Genomic DNA, 16429 nt, shown 5'->3' on the forward strand with positions numbered 1-16429 from the left:
GGTCAGATCCCTTCCGATTCGGTGGCGCTCGCGATGCTGTAGGACCCCAGGAAGGTGTCCAGCTCTGCCACCAGGGCGTCGTAGCCGTAGTTGCGGTACGTGTAAGCGCCTCGGACCACGAACGGTGCACCGGCGTAGAACATTTCGTACTGCTGGTGGCGTCCGGCGAATTCGGAACCGATGATGTCCCAGGCAAGCTTGAAGAGCTTCACGCGCTCCTCGCTGGTAACGCCGGGGGACTGGACGTAGCGTTCCATGTCCGGGCGGGTCACGCTGCTGGTCATGTCGGCGATGCTGGACGGCAGCTGCAGGACGCCGCCACCCACCAGGTCGCGGAGGATCGAGATCACGCGGGGGTACGTCTCGGACTGTAAGCCCATTGCCCCGTACAGTGCGCTCTTCCCCGGAACGCGCATGCCGGCGTCGTCCGTTGTTGCCGTGTATTCGGCGGCGAGGACGGCCGATTCAACCGACTGCACAATTGCGGCGAGCTCGCCCAGCTTCTCCTGGACGCCGGGGATCTTGTCCGTGCCGTTCACCTGAGTGACCTTGCGGGCCACCGACGCGATGAACTTCAGCTTGGTGGAGAACCGGATTTGTGCCTGCCAGTTACCCAGGGCATGGGCGCCGGTGTCGAAGAATTGGCGGCGGAGGGTGTCGATGTTCCGGTTGATGAACACGCGGTCCCATGGGATGAGCACGTCGTCGAACACAACCAAGGCGTCGGGCTCGTCGTAGTGGCTGGTGAGCGGGTAGTCGAAGTCGCTGGTTGCGGCGGGCGCGAACGGGCGGCGGCAGTAGAGCTTCAGGCCGTCGGTGGCCACAGGGATGGCGAAGCTGACCGCGAAGTCAACGTCGTCCGGGCCAAGCGGCTTGATGCAGGTGACAAAGACTTCGTCGGCGATCGCGGCACCTGTGGCGAGCATCTGGGAACCGCGGACAATAATGCCCTCCTCGGTTTCCCGCACGACGCCGACCTGAAGGTATTCGCCTTCCCAACCGGACGCTGTGGTTGCGCGCGAGACCTGCGGGGGAATGATCGCGTAGGAAAGGTACAGGTTCTCGGAGAGGATCTTCTTGTAGTACCGCTCCACGTTGCCGGCGAAGTCCCGCTCGTCGTTCTTGAAGACGTCCGGGTGGGAGCCGAAGGCGGCGAAGAAGGTACCAACATGGTCCGGGCTGCGGCCCACCCAGCCGTGCGTGTGCTTGGCCCACTTCTCGATCGCCTGACGGCGCAGGACCAACTCTTCCTGCGTGCGGGGAGCTGCGAACGTGCGGTTGGCAGGCCCGTCGATTTCCTCGGAATGGAACTGCATTCCATTCTCGGGATCAGCTGCGATGTCGAACAGCTCGGCCATGGTCCGGGCAACGTTCGCGAAGGCCGGGTGTTCCAGGACGTTGCCGACAACCTCGCCGTCGAGGATCACCGACCGGCCATCGTTCAGGGACTTCAGGTACTCTTTTCCGGTCCTCATCAGAGTGAGCCTTTCTTGATTTTGTAGTTATGTTCAATGGTGGTCCCATTCGGGAAGGAGAGCTCCAACTTCCAGGAAGTTCCATCCACAAACTTTCCGTTCAGCAGCGGCAGGGTGCCGCCGAGGCACATGAAGTCTGCGTCGCCGATGTCGGTGCGGGCCAAAAGGCGCTCGACGACGTCGGCCGGCTTGCGCAGGCCGCTCAACGAACCTTCCTGGTACAGGGTTCCGTCAACCCACGAGCGCGCGGTGCATGTATCGAGGTCGAGGTCCTCCAAGGATTCGACGGCGATAACCTCGCCTGCGACGGGCTTGGGGCATGCGCGCTTCGAATCGCCAATGTCCCGGGCTTCGATGTCGCGGTCCGTGTGGTCAGAGCCGATGCCGAGGTAGTACTGGCCGTTGTGGCGGATGTAGAGGGGTTCGATCTCACCGGAGGTCAGGTTCTCCGACGTGTCATGCTCCCCGGAAGTTTCGAACAGGTCCGAGTCCATCCGGTAGAACATGGGAACCTCTGGCGGCGGAGCTACGCCTATGGCTGCCAATTCGTCGATGTGGTGCTGGACTGCCTTCGGATCCCGGCCGGTGTAACCAGCCACTACTCCGTGGAAATCCGAGACCACGATTGTCTGGTCCGTGCCCACCACCCTGAAGGTGAGTGGGACTTGCCTTGTTGTTTCCATTCCGTCTCCTTGGAGGGCTTCTGAACGTTCTTGGGGTCTAAACGGTGAGTGTGTTGTAGGCGGGGAGCCGGTCTCCGATGACAGGGAATTCGCTGCGGACGGCGTCCACTTGCAGGGGATCGATGTCCACCATCAAGACGGCCTCGTCGGAGTCCGCTTCGGCGAGGACAGTGCCGGATGGGTCCACCACCCTGCTGTGCCCGCCAAGTGCCACACCTTCCTGGGTTCCTGCGGCGTTGCACGCGATCACGAAGATCTGGTGCTCCAGCGCCCGGGCAGTGGTGAGCAGGCGCCAGTGTTCCCGTCGGGCTGCCGGCCAGGCCGCGGGGACTATGACGATCTCCGCACCGCGTGTGCTCAGCTCCATCCACAGGCCAGGGAAGCGGAGGTCGTAGCAAGTGATGCCGGCAACGGATCCGAACGGCAAAGGAACCACGGGAAGCGAGGATCCGGCTGTGAGCAGGCTGGCTTCCTTGGACTTGTAGCCGAACACGTGGATCTTCCGGTAGGTGTGGACCACGCTGCCGTCCGGCCCCAGCAGGATGGAGGTGTTGCTGAGCTGCCCGTCCTGGCCGGCCTCGATGATGCTGCCGAGGTGGAGGTATACGCCCAGATCCGCCGCTACCCGTGAGCACATGGAGACGGTGGGACCGGTAAGCGTTTCGGCCAATGCCTCGTACTCGTCGAAGTGGAAGTAGCCGGCGCTCCAGAGTTCAGGGAGCACGATGAGTTCGGCGCCGTTGATCCCGCGGAGAATCGCTTCGACACGATCAATCCGGTCCTCGCGGGTTTCGGAATCCGGGCTGGCCACCTGGACGAGTGCGATTTTCATGCTTGTTCCTTCTCTTTGCTGGTCGGCTCGTCCAAATCGCTCAGCTTCAGGCCCTTGGTTTCCTTGGCGAACATCACCGAAACCATGGAGATCAAGCCCATGGCGGCGAGGTAGATGCCGATCGCATAGCCGGTTCCGAAAGCGCTGTAGAGTGCCAGGGCGATGATCGGGGACAAGGAACCGGCGATCAGCGACGCCAGGTTGTAGGACACCGAGGTACCGCTGTACCGGACGTCCGTGGGGAAGAGTTCCGAGAAGAAGGCGCCGATCACCGAGCTGTAGGCCGCGAAGATCAACAGGCCTCCGACGGCTGCGGCGATGATGCCCCACACTTGGCCCGTGTTCAGGAGGAAGAAGAACGCGAAGGCCCACACCATGGTGGCAATCGAGGCGCCAATGAGGATGGGTTTCCTGCCTACCTTGTCCGCGTAGATCGCCAGGATGGGAATGGCGACGACGGCCACGCCTTGGCCGATCATGACGGCGGTAAGGCCTGTCTGCCTCTGCAGTCCCATGATTTGGGTGACGTAGGTGATGATGAACAGCGAGTAGATGTAGAAACCCGCGTTCTCGCCCATCCTGCTGCCGGTGGCGATGAGGATTTCGCGCCAGTTGCGGCGGAACAGGATGGTCAGCGGCATCTTCCGTTCCTTGTTGCCTTCGGCTTCGCGCTTCCGCTGTGCTTCCTTGAACAGTGGGGTTTCCTGCACGTAGAGCCGCAGGATGAGGCCAATGACCACCAGCAGGGCAGACAATCCGAACGCGATGCGCCAACCCCACGCCAGGAACTCGCTCTCCGGCATGGTGGCGGCGAGGATGGCCAGGACGCCGGCGGCCATCAGGTTGCCGAGGGGCGGTCCCATATTGGGCCAGGAAGCCCAGAAGGCACGACGGGTGCTCTCGTTGCTGTGCTCCGAGACGAGGAGAACGGCTCCGCCCCACTCGCCGCCAAGCGCAAACCCCTGAATCAGGCGGAGCAGGAGGAGGAGCAAGGGTGCTGCGAGGCCGATGGCAGCGTATGAGGGAATGAAGGCAATGAGTGTGGTGGCTACGCCCATGAGCATCAGGCTGGCCACCAGGGTTGCGCGGCGGCCGTGCTTGTCGCCGAGATGGCCCAGCACTATGGCCCCGATGGGGCGGGCCAGGAAGCCGGCCGCGAACGTTCCGAGTGCCAGCATGGTGCCCACCAAAGGATCGTCGGTGGGGAAGTAGAGCTTGTTGAATACCAATGCGGCGGCGGTGCCGTAGAGAAAGAAGTCATACCATTCCACCGCGGTGCCGGCCAGGCTTGAAGCGGCCACCACGGGCAGGCTTGAGTGCTTCTGTTGCCTCAGTTCTGCTTTCTTCAATTCGGTCATTCTGGAGGTCCTTTGCGATGGGGAGCGGCGGGCTGCCGGTGGAACCGGTGGCCGGGGCTCCCAGGAAATTGGGGTCTTTCCGGTGCGTGAGCGGAGTCACTGAACTTCACTGTAGACGGGTTGTATACAACCTGTCTATAGTTAGGGGAGAAGTTTTTCGGGACGTCCGGAACATCCGGAATGCAACTCGTATACTGTGGGCTTCGCGAGAAAGGCTCTGCATGATCCAGATGACCCCCGCTGCACGGTCGCAGCCAGAAGTGGCCTACCAATGGATGAAAAGCTTCATCTCAGCCCTGCCAAGGGAGGAAGAAACCTTCCTGAACGAGGCGGTCCTGGCCAAGACCACCGGTACGTCACGTACGCCCGTGCGCGAGGCATTGCTGCGCCTCGAAGCTGAAGGGTTCGTCAAACGGATCCCGCACAAAGGCGCTTTCGTGCCCCCCATCTCCGACCCCGACGTCCGGGCTATCCTGCAGGCCAGGTCCGTGGTGGAGAAATGGGCGGTCTCGGCACTGGAGAGCATGCTGGATGCCCAGATCGACGCATTCCAGCGCGTCATTGACCAGCAGCAGGAAGCCAAGGATGATCCCGCCCGGTTCATCGAACTGGATACCGAGTTCCACACCCTCATGGTCCGTGCCGGAGGTAATCCCGTCCTTGCCGATTTCTACGCTTCGCTCCGGCAAAAGCAACTCAGGATCGGCGTCAAGGCAGTAAGCCAGCAAACGGACCGCGCAGGGGATGTCCTCAGGGAGCACCAGCTCATTGTGGATGCGCTGCGCAGCCGCAGCCTGGATGCGGCACACCAAGCGATCGACGCCCACCTGAACTCAACGCGCCTGGCGGTCATCGGCTATTAGTCCTCGCTGTGCAGCTCCCGGTGCCGTGCGCTGAGCAGCTCAAACTCAGGCCGGGCAGCCACGAACCGTTCAACGGCGTCGAGCACTTGCTGAAGATGCGCGTGGTCCGGTGCCACCACAGCGGCGCCAACCAGCGCCCGTCGGTGCTGGTCCTGAAGCCCGGTTTCCGCAGCAGAAACATCGAAGCGCCGCTTCAGTTCGGCCACCAAGGGCCGTACGAGCGAGCGCTTCTCCTTCAGGCTATGGACATCGCCCAAGAGGACGTCGAACTCAATCCAACCGATCCACATGGTTCATTATCGCCGCAAACCAAATCTTGTACCGATAGCGCAAGATCCTTTACTGCGTTCGAGGCAGGTCTCGCGTGGTCTTCAAGGATTCCTGTTTCGGAATCTGACCTCAACCACCCCGTCGCTCTGACGAAGTTCCGCGCGGGACTGGTCGCCTTCTATCCGACACAGATGACCTCATGCTGAGCGTAGCGGGAACTCGGACGCATTCGTCAGTCGGAAAACGTGCTGGACCACCTGCTGCACTTATCCACAGCCTAGATTTGAGTGATTTGTACCTTGCGAATTCAGCCCATATCATGCTCGCCTTGTGAAGGTAAAAGTACAATCTGCCGATCATTGACTAGAAAGTCCGGCGCTGTGGCGCGAGGGCTATATTCTGTTGTTCGGATGTTCTCGAAGATCGACTTGTGTGGGCCCCCACGCCCAATCTGACTTTCCCCATAGGATGACCAATTGGGGACAACATATGGTGACCATTAGGGAATATGTAGATCTTCTACATGCGGCTGGCTGGGCTGACGTTGATGCAGAGGATTGGACTGACGATTTGGTTGCATCGCAGCGTTACGGACTAGCAATTCTAGATGCTGAACGAGGCAGCATTGTCGAGAGGTATGGTGAAGCCGTCCACCGATCATTGGTGGATCGGTGGACGGCTAAGTTGGTAAACTCGACGTCCGGGCAACTCTCGTGGATGGCACTAACTGCTCGGAAGCCTGGGTGAAGATCTCAAACGCCTAGGGGCCGAGAATTAATGAGATACCTCCGAAGGGCTTCCAGGAACTTAGTGGTTTCCTTTTCGGTTCCAGCTGTCACCCGAAGGTAACCCTCAGGTCCAAGTTCGCGAACCAATACACCGTGTTCCAGAAGTGCTGTCCAGCATTCACGCCTATCTTGCAGACCACCGAACAGTACAAAGTTTGCATCTGAGGGCACTGGTGACAGTCCCATACCTGCTAGTTCAGTGACGATTCTGTCACGTTGCTCTTTGATCCGGTTGACGTCTTTGAGCAGAGCGGCGGCGTTGTGGAAAGCGGCTATCGCCGCCGCCTGTGTCAACGCAGAGAGGTGATATGGCAGGCGTACCAAGCGCATGGCATCAGCCACTTGCGGCGCTGCGGCAAAGTAGCCGACTCGTGCGCCGGCCAAGGAGAACGCTTTCGACATCGTCCGGGTAACGATCAGCCGCTGACGCCCTTCCAATAGACGCAAAGCTGTCTTCTCAGGGGTGTGGGAAAACTCGGCATATGCTTCATCCACTACGACGATTGTTGACGATGGCTCGCCAGCTTCGTAGATGGCTTGGACTACGCCATCTTCCAGTGAGGTTCCCGTGGGGTTGTTGGGCGACGAGAGCAGTACGATGGCCGGTTGGTGGTGCTCAACGGCTGCTACGGCCCCATCGACATCAATGGAAAAGTCATGGCCCCTGTTCATGGCTATGAATTCAGTGTCCACGCCCCCCGCAAGGATCGGGTACATCGGGTAACTGGGTACGAATGTCAACAATGATCTGCCGGGGCCACCGAATGCCTGAAGGATGTGGTGGAGCACTTCATTAGATCCGTTTGCTGCCCAGATATTTTCGTGGGTCAGGTCATGTCCGAGATAGGCGGCCATCGCTTCACGAAGTGAAGTGAACTCGCGGTCTGGATAGCGATTCAAGTCCGAGAGGATTCCAGCGATCTCCGTCGAGATAGACTGCTGGACAACGGGTGGCAATGAATGCGGATTCTCATTCGTGTTCAGCGCCACAGGCACTTCAATCTGTGGGGCTCCATAGACCTCCCGCGCTCGAAGAGATTCGCGCAGCGGAAGACTGTTGAGAAGGTCATTTCGTCGCATCATTTTCCAAACCTATCATTTGGTCATTTCAGCGAAGAGACTTAAGTGTCGTCCTGTTGTCCACAACAAAGCGATACGTGTTTAGGGCTAATGGAATTCAAGTGCTGAACTGTCGCATTGGACGGTTAGGCGCAATTGACCAGCTGAATCTTAACTGCATCGTAAGGCGGCGGACACGGTGAGGTGGTCGGTACCTAACGATTTCAGAGAATCAGTAATCCAACATCCAGTCTGACAAATATGGGGTACATCCAACGTTGCCCACTTGGACATAGGCCGGCAGTCCATCGGTACCGACCGCTTTAGGCGAGGGTGTCCAGGACATACCCGGCCGGGTTGCTGTTGATCTCGCCGGCTCACCCTCGGCAAGTTGTCTTGATCGACTGGTAGAGGTGGGACCACAAACGATCTTGAGCAAATCCTGAGCAAATGCCGCATCGAGGTTGAGAAAGCCCCGCGACACTGGACTCAAAGGCAGAATGATGACCAGCTGAGGGGGTTGGACATGGTGCTCGATGCGTTCTCGGTAAGGGTTGCGCTTGGCGTAGTCACTGTCACACTCTTGCTGCTGTTCTGCGCCTCATTCCACCGCACACGCTCGCCGTACGCAGGCTGGTGGAGCCTGGCTTTGCTCGAGTTCATGGTGGGAAACGCGGCGTTCCTCCTCAACGGAACTCCCCACCAGCTGTGGGCCAACCCCTTGGGTAACGTCCTTGTGGTGGCTGGAGCCTTCAGCGTCTGGGCCGGAGCGAAGACCCTGAGGAACCGGAAAGCCGCACCATGGCAGTTGGCGCTTGGACCGGCCGTCACTGCGGTCGCGTCGTTCCTGGAAAACCCGGGAAACAATGTTTGGTCGGGCGGCCTGGTCTATCTGGCCATGATGACCCTGGGCATAGCACTTGCAGCGTATGACCTCTGGTTTATCAAGTCCTCGCACTCGCAAGTCCACAAAGCCCTGTCCGTGGCCGCGGGTATGTTGGCCGTCTACTACTTGTGCCGCTGGGTGGTCTACGCATTCGAAGGGCCGGCCAGTTACACGTTCCGCACCTACTTCGGACCCGGACCGTCCGCACTGATATCCATGGTGCTTCTGGTCACCGTGTCCTTCAGCATGACGGCCCTTACCAGTGATCAACTCATCAAAGGCCTCCGTGAACGTGCCACCCGCGACCATCTGACGGGACTCCTCAACCGCGGAGCTTTCCTGGACCTTGCCACCACTGAACTTGAGCGTCTGCAATCCACGGGCTCGGGCGCATCCGTAGTCCTGGCGGACCTGGACCACTTCAAAGCCGTCAATGACGAGCACGGGCACGGGGCCGGGGACGTGGCCTTGCGGGCATTCGCTGAAGCCTGCGCCGGATCGGTCAGGTCCACGGACCTCATCGGACGGTATGGAGGGGAAGAGTTCGTCCTCTTCCTGCCGGGCGCAACGCAGGACCGGGCCGAGAACATCGCAAGCGAAATCAGTCGCCGGATGGCAGCCATGCAGACCCCCGAAGGTGTGGTTTTCCCCACCGTCAGCTATGGAGTAACGTCCAGCATCCCCGCTGTCGCAGACCTCAATTTCATGATCGAGGTAGCGGACGCAGCACTTTACAGCGCAAAGGCGCAAGGCAGAAACAGGATTGTAGGAGCCGACCGCCTCGAGGCGGCCACTATCGCGGATGAGGCACGATCATGACCTTCAACGAACTCACCACCCGGATCCAGATCCAGCACACCCAGGAACTGTCCGCGTTCCGGCAAGACATCACCAGCGCTCCCTACAAAGCAGGGACGCCCACAACGCTGAACGCGGACCGCCGCTCGGTCAGGATGAGCCCTGTTCAGTCGGTGGAGGACAGCAACGCGAATCTGACCATAGTGGCCGACGTCGAAGGCCTCGCCTGGTTCACCGCGGACAAGGGCCTCCTGGGCAGCTGCATCACGGTGTCCATCGCTGGTCATCGCAGGAACACCGGCACACGTGTTCACCTCCCGCTGGCAGAGTGCGATGCCTGGATTGAGGCAATCCTGGGCGGGGCATGGATCACCCACGTTTACCGCGCCGGAAACAAAGTGGAGCCGGACGGCAGGCTGGACATCGCTTCCTACCGGCTCTTCCTGGACGAACGCCGCAACCCCGTATCCAAGCCGCAAGCTGTGGCCGACTCATCATTGCGACGCCTGGAAGAGTCGTGAGCGCCACCAAGCCCCACCGGCTGGTCCCCGCTGATTCACGGATCGAGAAACTGGAGCGGCACGTCCAGGCACTCATGCAGGAGCTCCACCAAGCACGCTACGAACAGCGCCGAGATGCCCTCACAGACGCCCTCACCGGGCTCGGCAATCGTCAGGCGCTGGTCAATTCCTTCATCGAAGCCCAGGAAGCCGCGGCCAAGGGCGCCGTCCCCCCGGCACTCCTCTTGGTGAACCTGGACGGCTTCAAAGCACTGAAGAACTCCGCCGGCCATGCCGCCTCGGACCAGATTCTGGTCACCGTCGCCATGCGCATCCGGTCGGCAGTCCGGGAGAACGACGTCGTCACCCGCTTGGGCGGCGACGAATTCGCCGTGCTGTTGCCCGCCACCCCGCAAAACCGGGCCACCGCCGTCGGAAACCGCATCCTGGCAGCGCTGGAACCGAACATTGACCTCGGGAACAACAGCATCCGCTGCGGCGCAAGCGTCGGCCTGCGTACCGCGGAACCGCATCACAGCATCGAGGACATTCTCCAAGAGGCCGATCTGGCCATGGAAGATTCCAAAAACGAGGGCAGGAACAAGCTGAAGGTGTTCGATCCCGCAACCCTGCACGCGCAGCTGCTCCAGCGGCAGATAGTGGGGGAACTCCGCGAAGCCATCCGTGCAGACCAGCTGGTCCTCTACTACCAGCCGATCGTGGAGCTCTCCACCGGCAGGATCGAAGGCTGCGAAGCTCTGGTCCGATGGAACCACCCCGTGCACGGCCTGATCATGCCGGACCAGTTCATTCCCATAGCTGAGGCGACCGGCCTCATTGCGGAACTGGGCAGGTGGGTCCTGCGCACGGCCGTGCGTCAGTTGCGGCGTTGGCGGGACCATCCTGTCACTGCACAGCAGGACTTCTCCATGAGGATCAATGCCTCGGCCGCGGACCTTCAAAGCCTGGAGTTCGTGGACGCTGTCAGTGCGGCCTTGGCGGAGGAGCACCTGGCCCCGGATTCACTGGTGCTGGAGCTGACGGAGAGCGCCATCATCCAGAACAACGAGCTGGACCGTTACACACTGGCGAGTCTGCACAGGCTAGGTGTCGGACTTGAGATCGACGACTTCGGAGCCGGCTACTCGTCCATGGGCTACCTGCGGAAACTGCCCGTGGACCGGGTGAAAGTGGATCGGCAATTCGTGAAGGACTTGGGGAAAGATCCTTCCCAGCTGGGCTTCCTGGCCGCCATCCAGCACGTCATCCATTCTTGTGGTTTGGAGGGCGTTTGGGAGGGAATCGAGACCGCCGAACAGGCAGAGGCACTTCGGAGCATCGGCTGCGCGAGCGGCCAAGGGTATTACTTTGGCAGGCCGTTGCCGGAGGCGGAGTTCACTGAACAGTTGTCGCGGCTGCGGACCTGGCCGGGGTAAACCCTGTGAGACAGCAAAAGGCCCCTGCACACGTCCTGGCGGACGCTCGCAGGGGCCTTTTGGCTTAGTTGTTCTTAACCGAAGTACTTGGGCAGGGTGGCTTCGTGTGCTTCGCGGAGAGCGTCCAAGGAGAGCTCGTCCACGCCGTTGATCTCCAGCTTTCCACCGGCAGCGTCAACAACGCCGATCCGGAGGTGGGCGAAGCCGCGGGCCGTGCACATGTCCTTGAAGCGGACTTCCTCGGAGCGCGGCACGGACACGATTGCACGGGCCTGGGACTCGGAGAAGAGGGCGGTGAACAGGTCCACGCCGTCGCGCTCCATGAGTTCCTCAAGGGCGATGCGGGCGCCCACGCCGTAGCGCAGCGAGGACTCAACCAAGGCAGCCGCGAGGCCACCTTCGGAGAGGTCGTGTGCTGCGTCAACCATGCCGTCGCGGGAAGCGTTGATCAGGATCTCGCCCAATGCGCGCTCAGCTGCGAGGTCCACCTTCGGCGGCAAGCCACCAAGGTGTCCGCGGAGGTTGGACCATTCCGAACCGTCCAGCTCTGCTGCGGTGGTGCCCAGCAGGTAGATGGCCTGGCCGTCCTCGCGCCAGCCTGACGGCGTGCGGCGGGCGACGTCGTCGAGCTTGCCCAGGACAGCCACCACGGGGGAGGGGTGGATCGGCGTGGTGCCGGTCTGGTTGTAGAGCGATACGTTACCGCCGGTGACCGGGATGCCGAGCTCCATGCAGGCGTCGGACAGGCCACGGATGGCTTCAGCCAACTGCCACATGACATCCGGGTCTTCCGGTGAACCGAAGTTCAGGCAGTCGCTGACGGCCATCGGAACAGCGCCGGAGGTGGCAACGTTGCGGTAGGCCTCGGCCAGCGCGAGCTGTGCACCCTGGTAGGGCTCCAGGTAGGTGTAGCGGCCGTTGGCGTCAGTGGCCAGGGCAACGCCCAGGCCGGTTTCCTCGTCAACGCGGACCACGCCGGCATCGTCCGGGAAGGCCATGGCAGTGTTGCCGCCAACGTAGCGGTCGTACTGCTTGGTGATCCAGGCTTTGCTGCACATGTTCGGCGATGCCACGAGCTCGGTGACGGCCGCAGCCAGCTCGGTGGGAGCCGACGGACGGCCTGCGTCTTCAACAGATCCGGTGAAGGAGTTGGCCTGAACCGAGTCCTGCCACTCCGGGCGGGCGAACGGACGGTCGTAGACCGGGCCGTCGTGCGCAACGGTGCGGGGATCGACGTCGACGATTACTTCGCCTTCCCAGGTGATGATGAGGCGACCGGTATCGGTGACCTCACCCAACCAGGAGTACTCCACAGCCCACTTGTCCATCACAGCTTCGAACGCGGCGATGTTCTCCGGGGTGACCACGGCCATCATGCGTTCCTGAGATTCGGACATGAGGATCTCACCCGGGGTCAGCGTGGGATCGCGCAGCAGGACCGAGGTCAGCTCCACCTCCATGCCGCCGTCGCCGTTGGAGGCAAGCTCGGACGTGGCGCAGGAGATGCCTGCAGCGCCGAGGTCCTGGATGCCTTCAACCAGCGAGCCCTTGAAGAGCTCCAGGCAGCACTCGATGAGGACCTTCTCTGCGAAGGGGTCGCCCACCTGGACGGCCGGACGCTTGGACGGCTTGGTGTCGTCGAAGGACTCGGAAGCGAGCACCGAAGCACCGCCGATTCCGTCGCCACCGGTGCGCGCGCCGAACAGGACAACCTTGTTGCCCTTGCCGGAGGCGTTGGCCAGGCGGATGTCCTCGTGGCGCATGACGCCCACTGCCAGTGCGTTCACCAGCGGGTTGCCCTGGTAGACGGAGTCGAAGACCATTTCGCCGCCGATGTTCGGCAGGCCGAGGCAGTTGCCGTAGCCGCCGATGCCGGCAACAGCACCATGCATGACGCGGGCGGTGTCCGGGTGGTCGATCGCACCGAAGCGCAACGGATCCATCACGGCGACCGGGCGGGCACCCATGGAAATGATGTCGCGGACAATACCGCCGATGCCGGTAGCGGCACCCTGGTACGGCTCAACGAACGAAGGCGAGTTGTGCGACTCGATCTTGAACGTTACGGCCCAGCCGTCGCCCAGGTTGGTGACGCCGGCGTTTTCGCCGATGCCAACCAGCATGTCCTTCTTCATTTCCTCGGTGACCTTCTCGCCGAACTGGCGAAGGTGGTTCTTGGAGGACTTGTAGGAGCAGTGCTCGCTCCACATGACGGAGTACATGGCCAGCTCGGCACCGGTGGGGCGGCGGCCAAGGACCTTGACGATCTCGTCGAATTCGTTCTGCTTCAAGCCGAGCTCGGCCCACGGGAGTTCCGTGTCCGGGGTCTTGGCAGCGTGCTCAACGGTATCGATGTTGAACTTCTTGGTGGTTTCCGTGGTCACTTGTCGCCTCCCACAATCTTGGTCAAAACGGAGGTGAAGAAGCCCAGGCCGTCGGTGTCGCGGGGCGCGCCATCAAGGGACTCCGGGCCGAAGCCGGTCTCCACTGCGTGCTCGGGGTGCGGCATGAGGCCCACTACGTTGCCGGCCGCGTTGGAGATGCCCGCGATGTCGCGGCGGGAGCCGTTCGGGTTGAAGCCCACGTAGCGGAACACCACGCGACCCTCAGCCTCAAGGGCGTCCAACGTCTTCTCGTCAGCGATGTACTGGCCGTCCTGGTTCTTCAGCGGCACAACGATCTCCTGGCCATCCGTGTAGTCCACAGTCCAGGCAGTGTTGGCGTTTTCCACGCGCAGTGTCTGGTCCCGGCAGATGAACTTCAGGTGGTCGTTCTTGATCATGGAACCGGGCAGCAAGTGCGACTCGGTCAGGATCTGGAAACCATTGCAAATACCCAAAACCGGGAGCTTGGCGTCGGAGTTCGCGGCGTCAATGATCTTGGACATCAAGGGAGCGAACCGCGAGATGGCGCCGGCGCGGAGGTAGTCACCGTAGGAGAAACCGCCGGGGATGATGACTGCGTCAACATCGCCGAGTTCAGTGTCTGCATGCCAGAGCGGCACCGCCGTTGCGCCTGCAAGCCGCACCGCACGGGCGGCGTCGCGGTCGTCAAGGGTGCCGGGGAAGGTGACGACGCCGATCTTGGCGCCGGCCAAGCGGGGTTCTGCGGCGACGGCCACAGCCTCGCCAATCAGGGGAATCGACGTCATATCAGGCCTCGACGACCTCGACGTTGACAACATCCTCGATCACCGGGTTGGACAGGAGAGTCTCAGCAGCTTCACGGGCCTGAGCCAGGATAGCGTCGGTCACCTCGCCGTCGACGGTCAGTTCGAAGCGCTTGCCCTGGCGGACTGCGCTGAAGCTGTTGAAGCCGAGGCGGGGCAGAGCACCCACGATGGCCTTCCCCTGGGGGTCCAGAATCTCGGGCTTGGGCATGACGTCAACGACGATCCGGGGCATCCGGTAACTCCTGTGCGTGAGTTGGGTGAACCTTAAATAAGGCTGCCGCGGAGGTGCCGTCTCACGCCGTTCAGCCGCATTCAAACAGCGTTATGAACACAGGTTAAACACGGTTGTGAACTGCAATGTTTGAACGGCATGGGGGGCGCTCCGCGAGCTTGCACACCCATTCTACCGGGAGCGGCGCGCATACCCTATTCAGCCGGATTGCGCGAGGACACCCCGCCACGGCGGGGGAAAAAGCCTCAATTGACGGCTCGACGGCGGCACTTTCCCTGCGTGGCGGGCGTCACTAGGATTGCGGCATGGCTGAGAAACCGAAATCGATGGTGCTGGGCGTTGTGGCCGCAGCCGTTTTTGCAGGTCTGGGCCGAATGGTCATCCAAAAGATCATGGCTGACCGGGCGGCACGGGAGCATCGCGTCACCGCGCCCTTGGATAAGGAAACGCGAGCCAAAATCAGCGACGCCCTGCGCACGCCAAAGTAAGCAGGACCTAACCTCCGAGTGGCTGTTTTCCGGCGGAATGACGCGGATTAGGGCACATACAAATGCGCTATTCAAAGCGGTTAAAAGGCGTGGTTTCGGCGTAGTTTGGAAGTACACCAGGGGTAAAGCCCCGGTACCTTTCAGGACCCACACCAGGAGGAACAATGACCGAACACATTGCCGAAGTATCCGCCTGTAGCGTTGGCACGTGCGGATTCAACCACAACGGATGCACCGCATTCGGAATCACCATCGGTGGCAGCCAGGACCACGCCTCCTGCGCTACGTTCATTGACACGAATGCCATGGGTGGCCTTCCCAAGGTTCTTGCCCACGTTGGCGCTTGCCAGCGCTCCGAATGCGTCCACAACAACAACCTCATGTGCGAAGCACACGACGTCAAGGTTGGCCCCGGCCGTGAGGCCGCCGACTGCCTGACGTACGAGCACGCCTGATATTTCCTGACGACCAAAAGGGTCCCCGCCTCGGTTGAGGCGGGGACCCTTTTGTGTCCGCTATTTCTTCTTGGTTGCCGCAGGCTTGGCTTCCTTGGGGCTATCGGCTTCCTTCATTTCCTGCTCTGCCGTGGCCTGGATCAAGGCCAGCAGCTCCGGGTCCAGGCCGGGAGCAAACTCTTCCTTGCGTTCCGGAGAAATGGTGATCGGGAATCCTTCGGGCATGACGTCCGTGCTCAGCTCGGTGCCGTCATTGGAGGGCGACGCTCCGCGGTAGAGCTTCCCTGCTTCGCTGAGGTTGTCGGCGCTGAAGGTGTACTGGATGCTCTGGAGACCCTTGTCCAGCAGCTTCTTCACCTCGGGGAACTGCTCAGCGTTGGTCTTTGGGATGGGGAGGACCTTGCCCCAGTTCACGCCCAGGCTCTCCAAGGCCTTGGCGTAAGCATTCTCGTGGGCTTGGTCGCGAACGATCAGGTACGCGATGGTGGAGCGCGCCGTCTTGTTTTCCGTCATCTCGTAGATACGGCACTTCTGGAGCCTGCCCGTTGACTCAAGCATCAGGTTGTAGAGCAGGTCCAGCACCAGGTTGCCACTGTTGTAGACGTAGGATCCGCTCCACGGATTGCCCGCGGCGTCCACGGGCAGGGCACCCTGGGCACCCACCAGATAGTGGTGGATGTTGCTGGTGTCCAGCGCGATCTTCAGGGGAGTGGCTCCGCCGGCACCCGGCTGGTCCACAGGATCGGACTTCTTCCCCTGGTAGCGCGGCGAGCCGTCCAAGAGCTGGGAAATGGTGGTTCCAATGAGCTCCACGTGGCTGATCTCCTCAGTGCCGATGCCCTGGAGGAGGTCCTTGTAGGGCTTCGAGGCGGCGTCGCCCCGGAAGTTCATGCTTTGGAAGAGGTACTGCATCATGGTGCGCATCTCGCCGAATTGTCCGCCGAGGCCTTCCTGGAGGGCGTTGGCGGCTGCGGGATCTGGCTCGTCTGCAGCGATTTCATTGATGAGAAGCTGGGTGTGCAGGTACATACGTTTCCTCACGTTGTCTCATGCTATGCGTGGGATGGAAACCCTCTGCTGGCCACCCCGGAATCATTACAATAAGCATGCTTACTATTTCAATGCAAGGAATTC

At 61.3% G+C, this 16429-nt stretch carries 16 protein-coding genes; 6 read left to right on the forward strand and 10 right to left on the reverse strand.

All coding sequences use genetic code 11. The features are described from left to right. Positions 1 to 2: 2 nt before the first annotated feature. Genes AC1RJY_RS12945 through AC1RJY_RS12960 form a run of 4 tightly spaced genes read right to left on the reverse strand, consistent with a single transcriptional unit; the run spans position 3 to position 4348 of the window. Positions 3 to 1475 (reverse strand): 4-hydroxyphenylacetate 3-hydroxylase family protein, encoded by a 1473-nt coding sequence (locus tag AC1RJY_RS12945; protein WP_014920678.1) that lies wholly within the window; start codon positions 1473 to 1475, stop codon positions 3 to 5. After that, positions 1475 to 2158 (reverse strand): DUF2848 family protein, encoded by a 684-nt coding sequence (locus tag AC1RJY_RS12950; RefSeq protein WP_011773373.1) that lies wholly within the window; start codon positions 2156 to 2158, stop codon positions 1475 to 1477. The genes AC1RJY_RS12945 and AC1RJY_RS12950 overlap by 1 nt, the downstream gene beginning before the upstream one ends. Positions 2159 to 2195: 37 nt before the next feature. Then, positions 2196 to 2990: a carbon-nitrogen family hydrolase gene (locus AC1RJY_RS12955; RefSeq protein ID WP_011773374.1), complete on the reverse strand. Its 795-nt coding sequence runs from the start codon at positions 2988 to 2990 to the stop codon at positions 2196 to 2198. Then, positions 2987 to 4348 (reverse strand): MFS transporter, encoded by a 1362-nt coding sequence (locus tag AC1RJY_RS12960; protein WP_011773375.1) that lies wholly within the window; start codon positions 4346 to 4348, stop codon positions 2987 to 2989. Before AC1RJY_RS12960 ends, AC1RJY_RS12955 begins: the two co-directional genes overlap by 4 nt. A gap of 221 nt (positions 4349 to 4569) precedes the next feature. Between AC1RJY_RS12960 and AC1RJY_RS12965 the strand changes: the two genes are divergently transcribed. Beyond that, on the forward strand, positions 4570 to 5211 hold the full coding sequence (locus AC1RJY_RS12965; protein WP_498602450.1) for a GntR family transcriptional regulator: 642 nt from the start codon (positions 4570 to 4572) through the stop codon (positions 5209 to 5211). Here AC1RJY_RS12965 and AC1RJY_RS12970 read toward each other — a convergent pair. Beyond that, positions 5208 to 5501, reverse strand: a complete 294-nt coding sequence (locus AC1RJY_RS12970) for a DUF503 domain-containing protein (protein ID WP_498602451.1) — start codon at positions 5499 to 5501, stop codon at positions 5208 to 5210. The genes AC1RJY_RS12965 and AC1RJY_RS12970 overlap by 4 nt on opposite strands. A gap of 732 nt (positions 5502 to 6233) precedes the next feature. Continuing rightward, entirely contained in the window at positions 6234 to 7352 is a 1119-nt protein-coding gene (locus AC1RJY_RS12975; RefSeq protein WP_498602453.1) for a histidinol-phosphate transaminase, read from the reverse strand. Between the two features lie 502 nt (positions 7353 to 7854). Between AC1RJY_RS12975 and AC1RJY_RS12980 the strand changes: the two genes are divergently transcribed. Genes AC1RJY_RS12980 through AC1RJY_RS12990 form a run of 3 tightly spaced genes read left to right on the forward strand, consistent with a single transcriptional unit; the run spans position 7855 to position 10948 of the window. Beyond that, positions 7855 to 9033, forward strand: a complete 1179-nt coding sequence (locus AC1RJY_RS12980; protein ID WP_210064722.1) for a GGDEF domain-containing protein — start codon at positions 7855 to 7857, stop codon at positions 9031 to 9033. Further along, the gene (locus tag AC1RJY_RS12985; protein ID WP_011773381.1) at positions 9030 to 9533 is read left to right on the forward strand and encodes a hypothetical protein; all 504 of its coding nucleotides are present in this window, start codon (positions 9030 to 9032) and stop codon (positions 9531 to 9533) included. Before AC1RJY_RS12980 ends, AC1RJY_RS12985 begins: the two co-directional genes overlap by 4 nt. Next, positions 9530 to 10948 (forward strand): putative bifunctional diguanylate cyclase/phosphodiesterase, encoded by a 1419-nt coding sequence (locus tag AC1RJY_RS12990; RefSeq protein ID WP_498602454.1) that lies wholly within the window; start codon positions 9530 to 9532, stop codon positions 10946 to 10948. Before AC1RJY_RS12985 ends, AC1RJY_RS12990 begins: the two co-directional genes overlap by 4 nt. A 74-nt stretch (positions 10949 to 11022) precedes the next feature. Here AC1RJY_RS12990 and purL read toward each other — a convergent pair whose 3' ends face one another. The 3 genes from purL to purS are packed head-to-tail and all read right to left on the reverse strand — an operon-like array spanning position 11023 to position 14352. Then, entirely contained in the window at positions 11023 to 13332 is a 2310-nt protein-coding gene (gene purL / locus AC1RJY_RS12995) for a phosphoribosylformylglycinamidine synthase subunit PurL (RefSeq protein ID WP_011773383.1), read from the reverse strand. Next, entirely contained in the window at positions 13329 to 14099 is a 771-nt protein-coding gene (gene purQ, locus AC1RJY_RS13000; RefSeq protein ID WP_014920684.1) for a phosphoribosylformylglycinamidine synthase subunit PurQ, read from the reverse strand. The genes purL and purQ overlap by 4 nt, the downstream gene beginning before the upstream one ends. 1 nt (position 14100) lies before the next feature. Beyond that, positions 14101 to 14352: a phosphoribosylformylglycinamidine synthase subunit PurS gene (gene purS, locus AC1RJY_RS13005; RefSeq protein WP_011773385.1), complete on the reverse strand. Its 252-nt coding sequence runs from the start codon at positions 14350 to 14352 to the stop codon at positions 14101 to 14103. 305 nt (positions 14353 to 14657) lie between these two features. On the opposite strand from purS, the gene AC1RJY_RS13010 reads away from it, so the two are divergent. Together AC1RJY_RS13010 and AC1RJY_RS13015 are read left to right on the forward strand one after the other, a co-directional pair. Continuing rightward, complete coding sequence (locus AC1RJY_RS13010) at positions 14658 to 14840, forward strand: hypothetical protein (RefSeq protein WP_011773386.1); 183 nt, start codon at positions 14658 to 14660, stop codon at positions 14838 to 14840. Between the two features lie 164 nt (positions 14841 to 15004). Next, positions 15005 to 15295, forward strand: a complete 291-nt coding sequence (locus AC1RJY_RS13015; protein WP_017198375.1) for a DUF1540 domain-containing protein — start codon at positions 15005 to 15007, stop codon at positions 15293 to 15295. 60 nt (positions 15296 to 15355) lie between these two features. Here the strand turns inward: AC1RJY_RS13015 and AC1RJY_RS13020 are convergent, their stop codons facing one another. Further along, positions 15356 to 16324 (reverse strand): manganese catalase family protein, encoded by a 969-nt coding sequence (locus AC1RJY_RS13020; RefSeq protein ID WP_011773388.1) that lies wholly within the window; start codon positions 16322 to 16324, stop codon positions 15356 to 15358. Positions 16325 to 16429 lie beyond the last annotated feature (105 nt).

This window comes from Arthrobacter sp. GW822-FHT05G07, assembly GCF_058799755.1.

Coding starts and splice junctions, on each gene's coding strand:
- purS (WP_011773385.1), bottom strand. CDS start 14,352: ATGCCCCGGATCGTCGTTGACGTCATGCCCAAGCCCGAGATTCTGGAC.
- AC1RJY_RS12975 (WP_498602453.1), bottom strand. CDS start 7,352: ATGATGCGACGAAATGACCTTCTCAACAGTCTTCCGCTGCGCGAATCT.
- AC1RJY_RS12965 (WP_498602450.1), top strand. CDS start 4,570: ATGATCCAGATGACCCCCGCTGCACGGTCGCAGCCAGAAGTGGCCTAC.
- AC1RJY_RS13010 (WP_011773386.1), top strand. CDS start 14,658: ATGGCTGAGAAACCGAAATCGATGGTGCTGGGCGTTGTGGCCGCAGCC.
- AC1RJY_RS12970 (WP_498602451.1), bottom strand. CDS start 5,501: ATGTGGATCGGTTGGATTGAGTTCGACGTCCTCTTGGGCGATGTCCAT.
- AC1RJY_RS13020 (WP_011773388.1), bottom strand. CDS start 16,324: ATGTACCTGCACACCCAGCTTCTCATCAATGAAATCGCTGCAGACGAG.
- AC1RJY_RS12985 (WP_011773381.1), top strand. CDS start 9,030: ATGACCTTCAACGAACTCACCACCCGGATCCAGATCCAGCACACCCAG.
- AC1RJY_RS13015 (WP_017198375.1), top strand. CDS start 15,005: ATGACCGAACACATTGCCGAAGTATCCGCCTGTAGCGTTGGCACGTGC.
- AC1RJY_RS12960 (WP_011773375.1), bottom strand. CDS start 4,348: ATGACCGAATTGAAGAAAGCAGAACTGAGGCAACAGAAGCACTCAAGC.
- AC1RJY_RS12955 (WP_011773374.1), bottom strand. CDS start 2,990: ATGAAAATCGCACTCGTCCAGGTGGCCAGCCCGGATTCCGAAACCCGC.
- AC1RJY_RS12945 (WP_014920678.1), bottom strand. CDS start 1,475: ATGAGGACCGGAAAAGAGTACCTGAAGTCCCTGAACGATGGCCGGTCG.
- AC1RJY_RS12980 (WP_210064722.1), top strand. CDS start 7,855: ATGGTGCTCGATGCGTTCTCGGTAAGGGTTGCGCTTGGCGTAGTCACT.
- AC1RJY_RS12950 (WP_011773373.1), bottom strand. CDS start 2,158: ATGGAAACAACAAGGCAAGTCCCACTCACCTTCAGGGTGGTGGGCACG.
- purQ (WP_014920684.1), bottom strand. CDS start 14,099: ATGACGTCGATTCCCCTGATTGGCGAGGCTGTGGCCGTCGCCGCAGAA.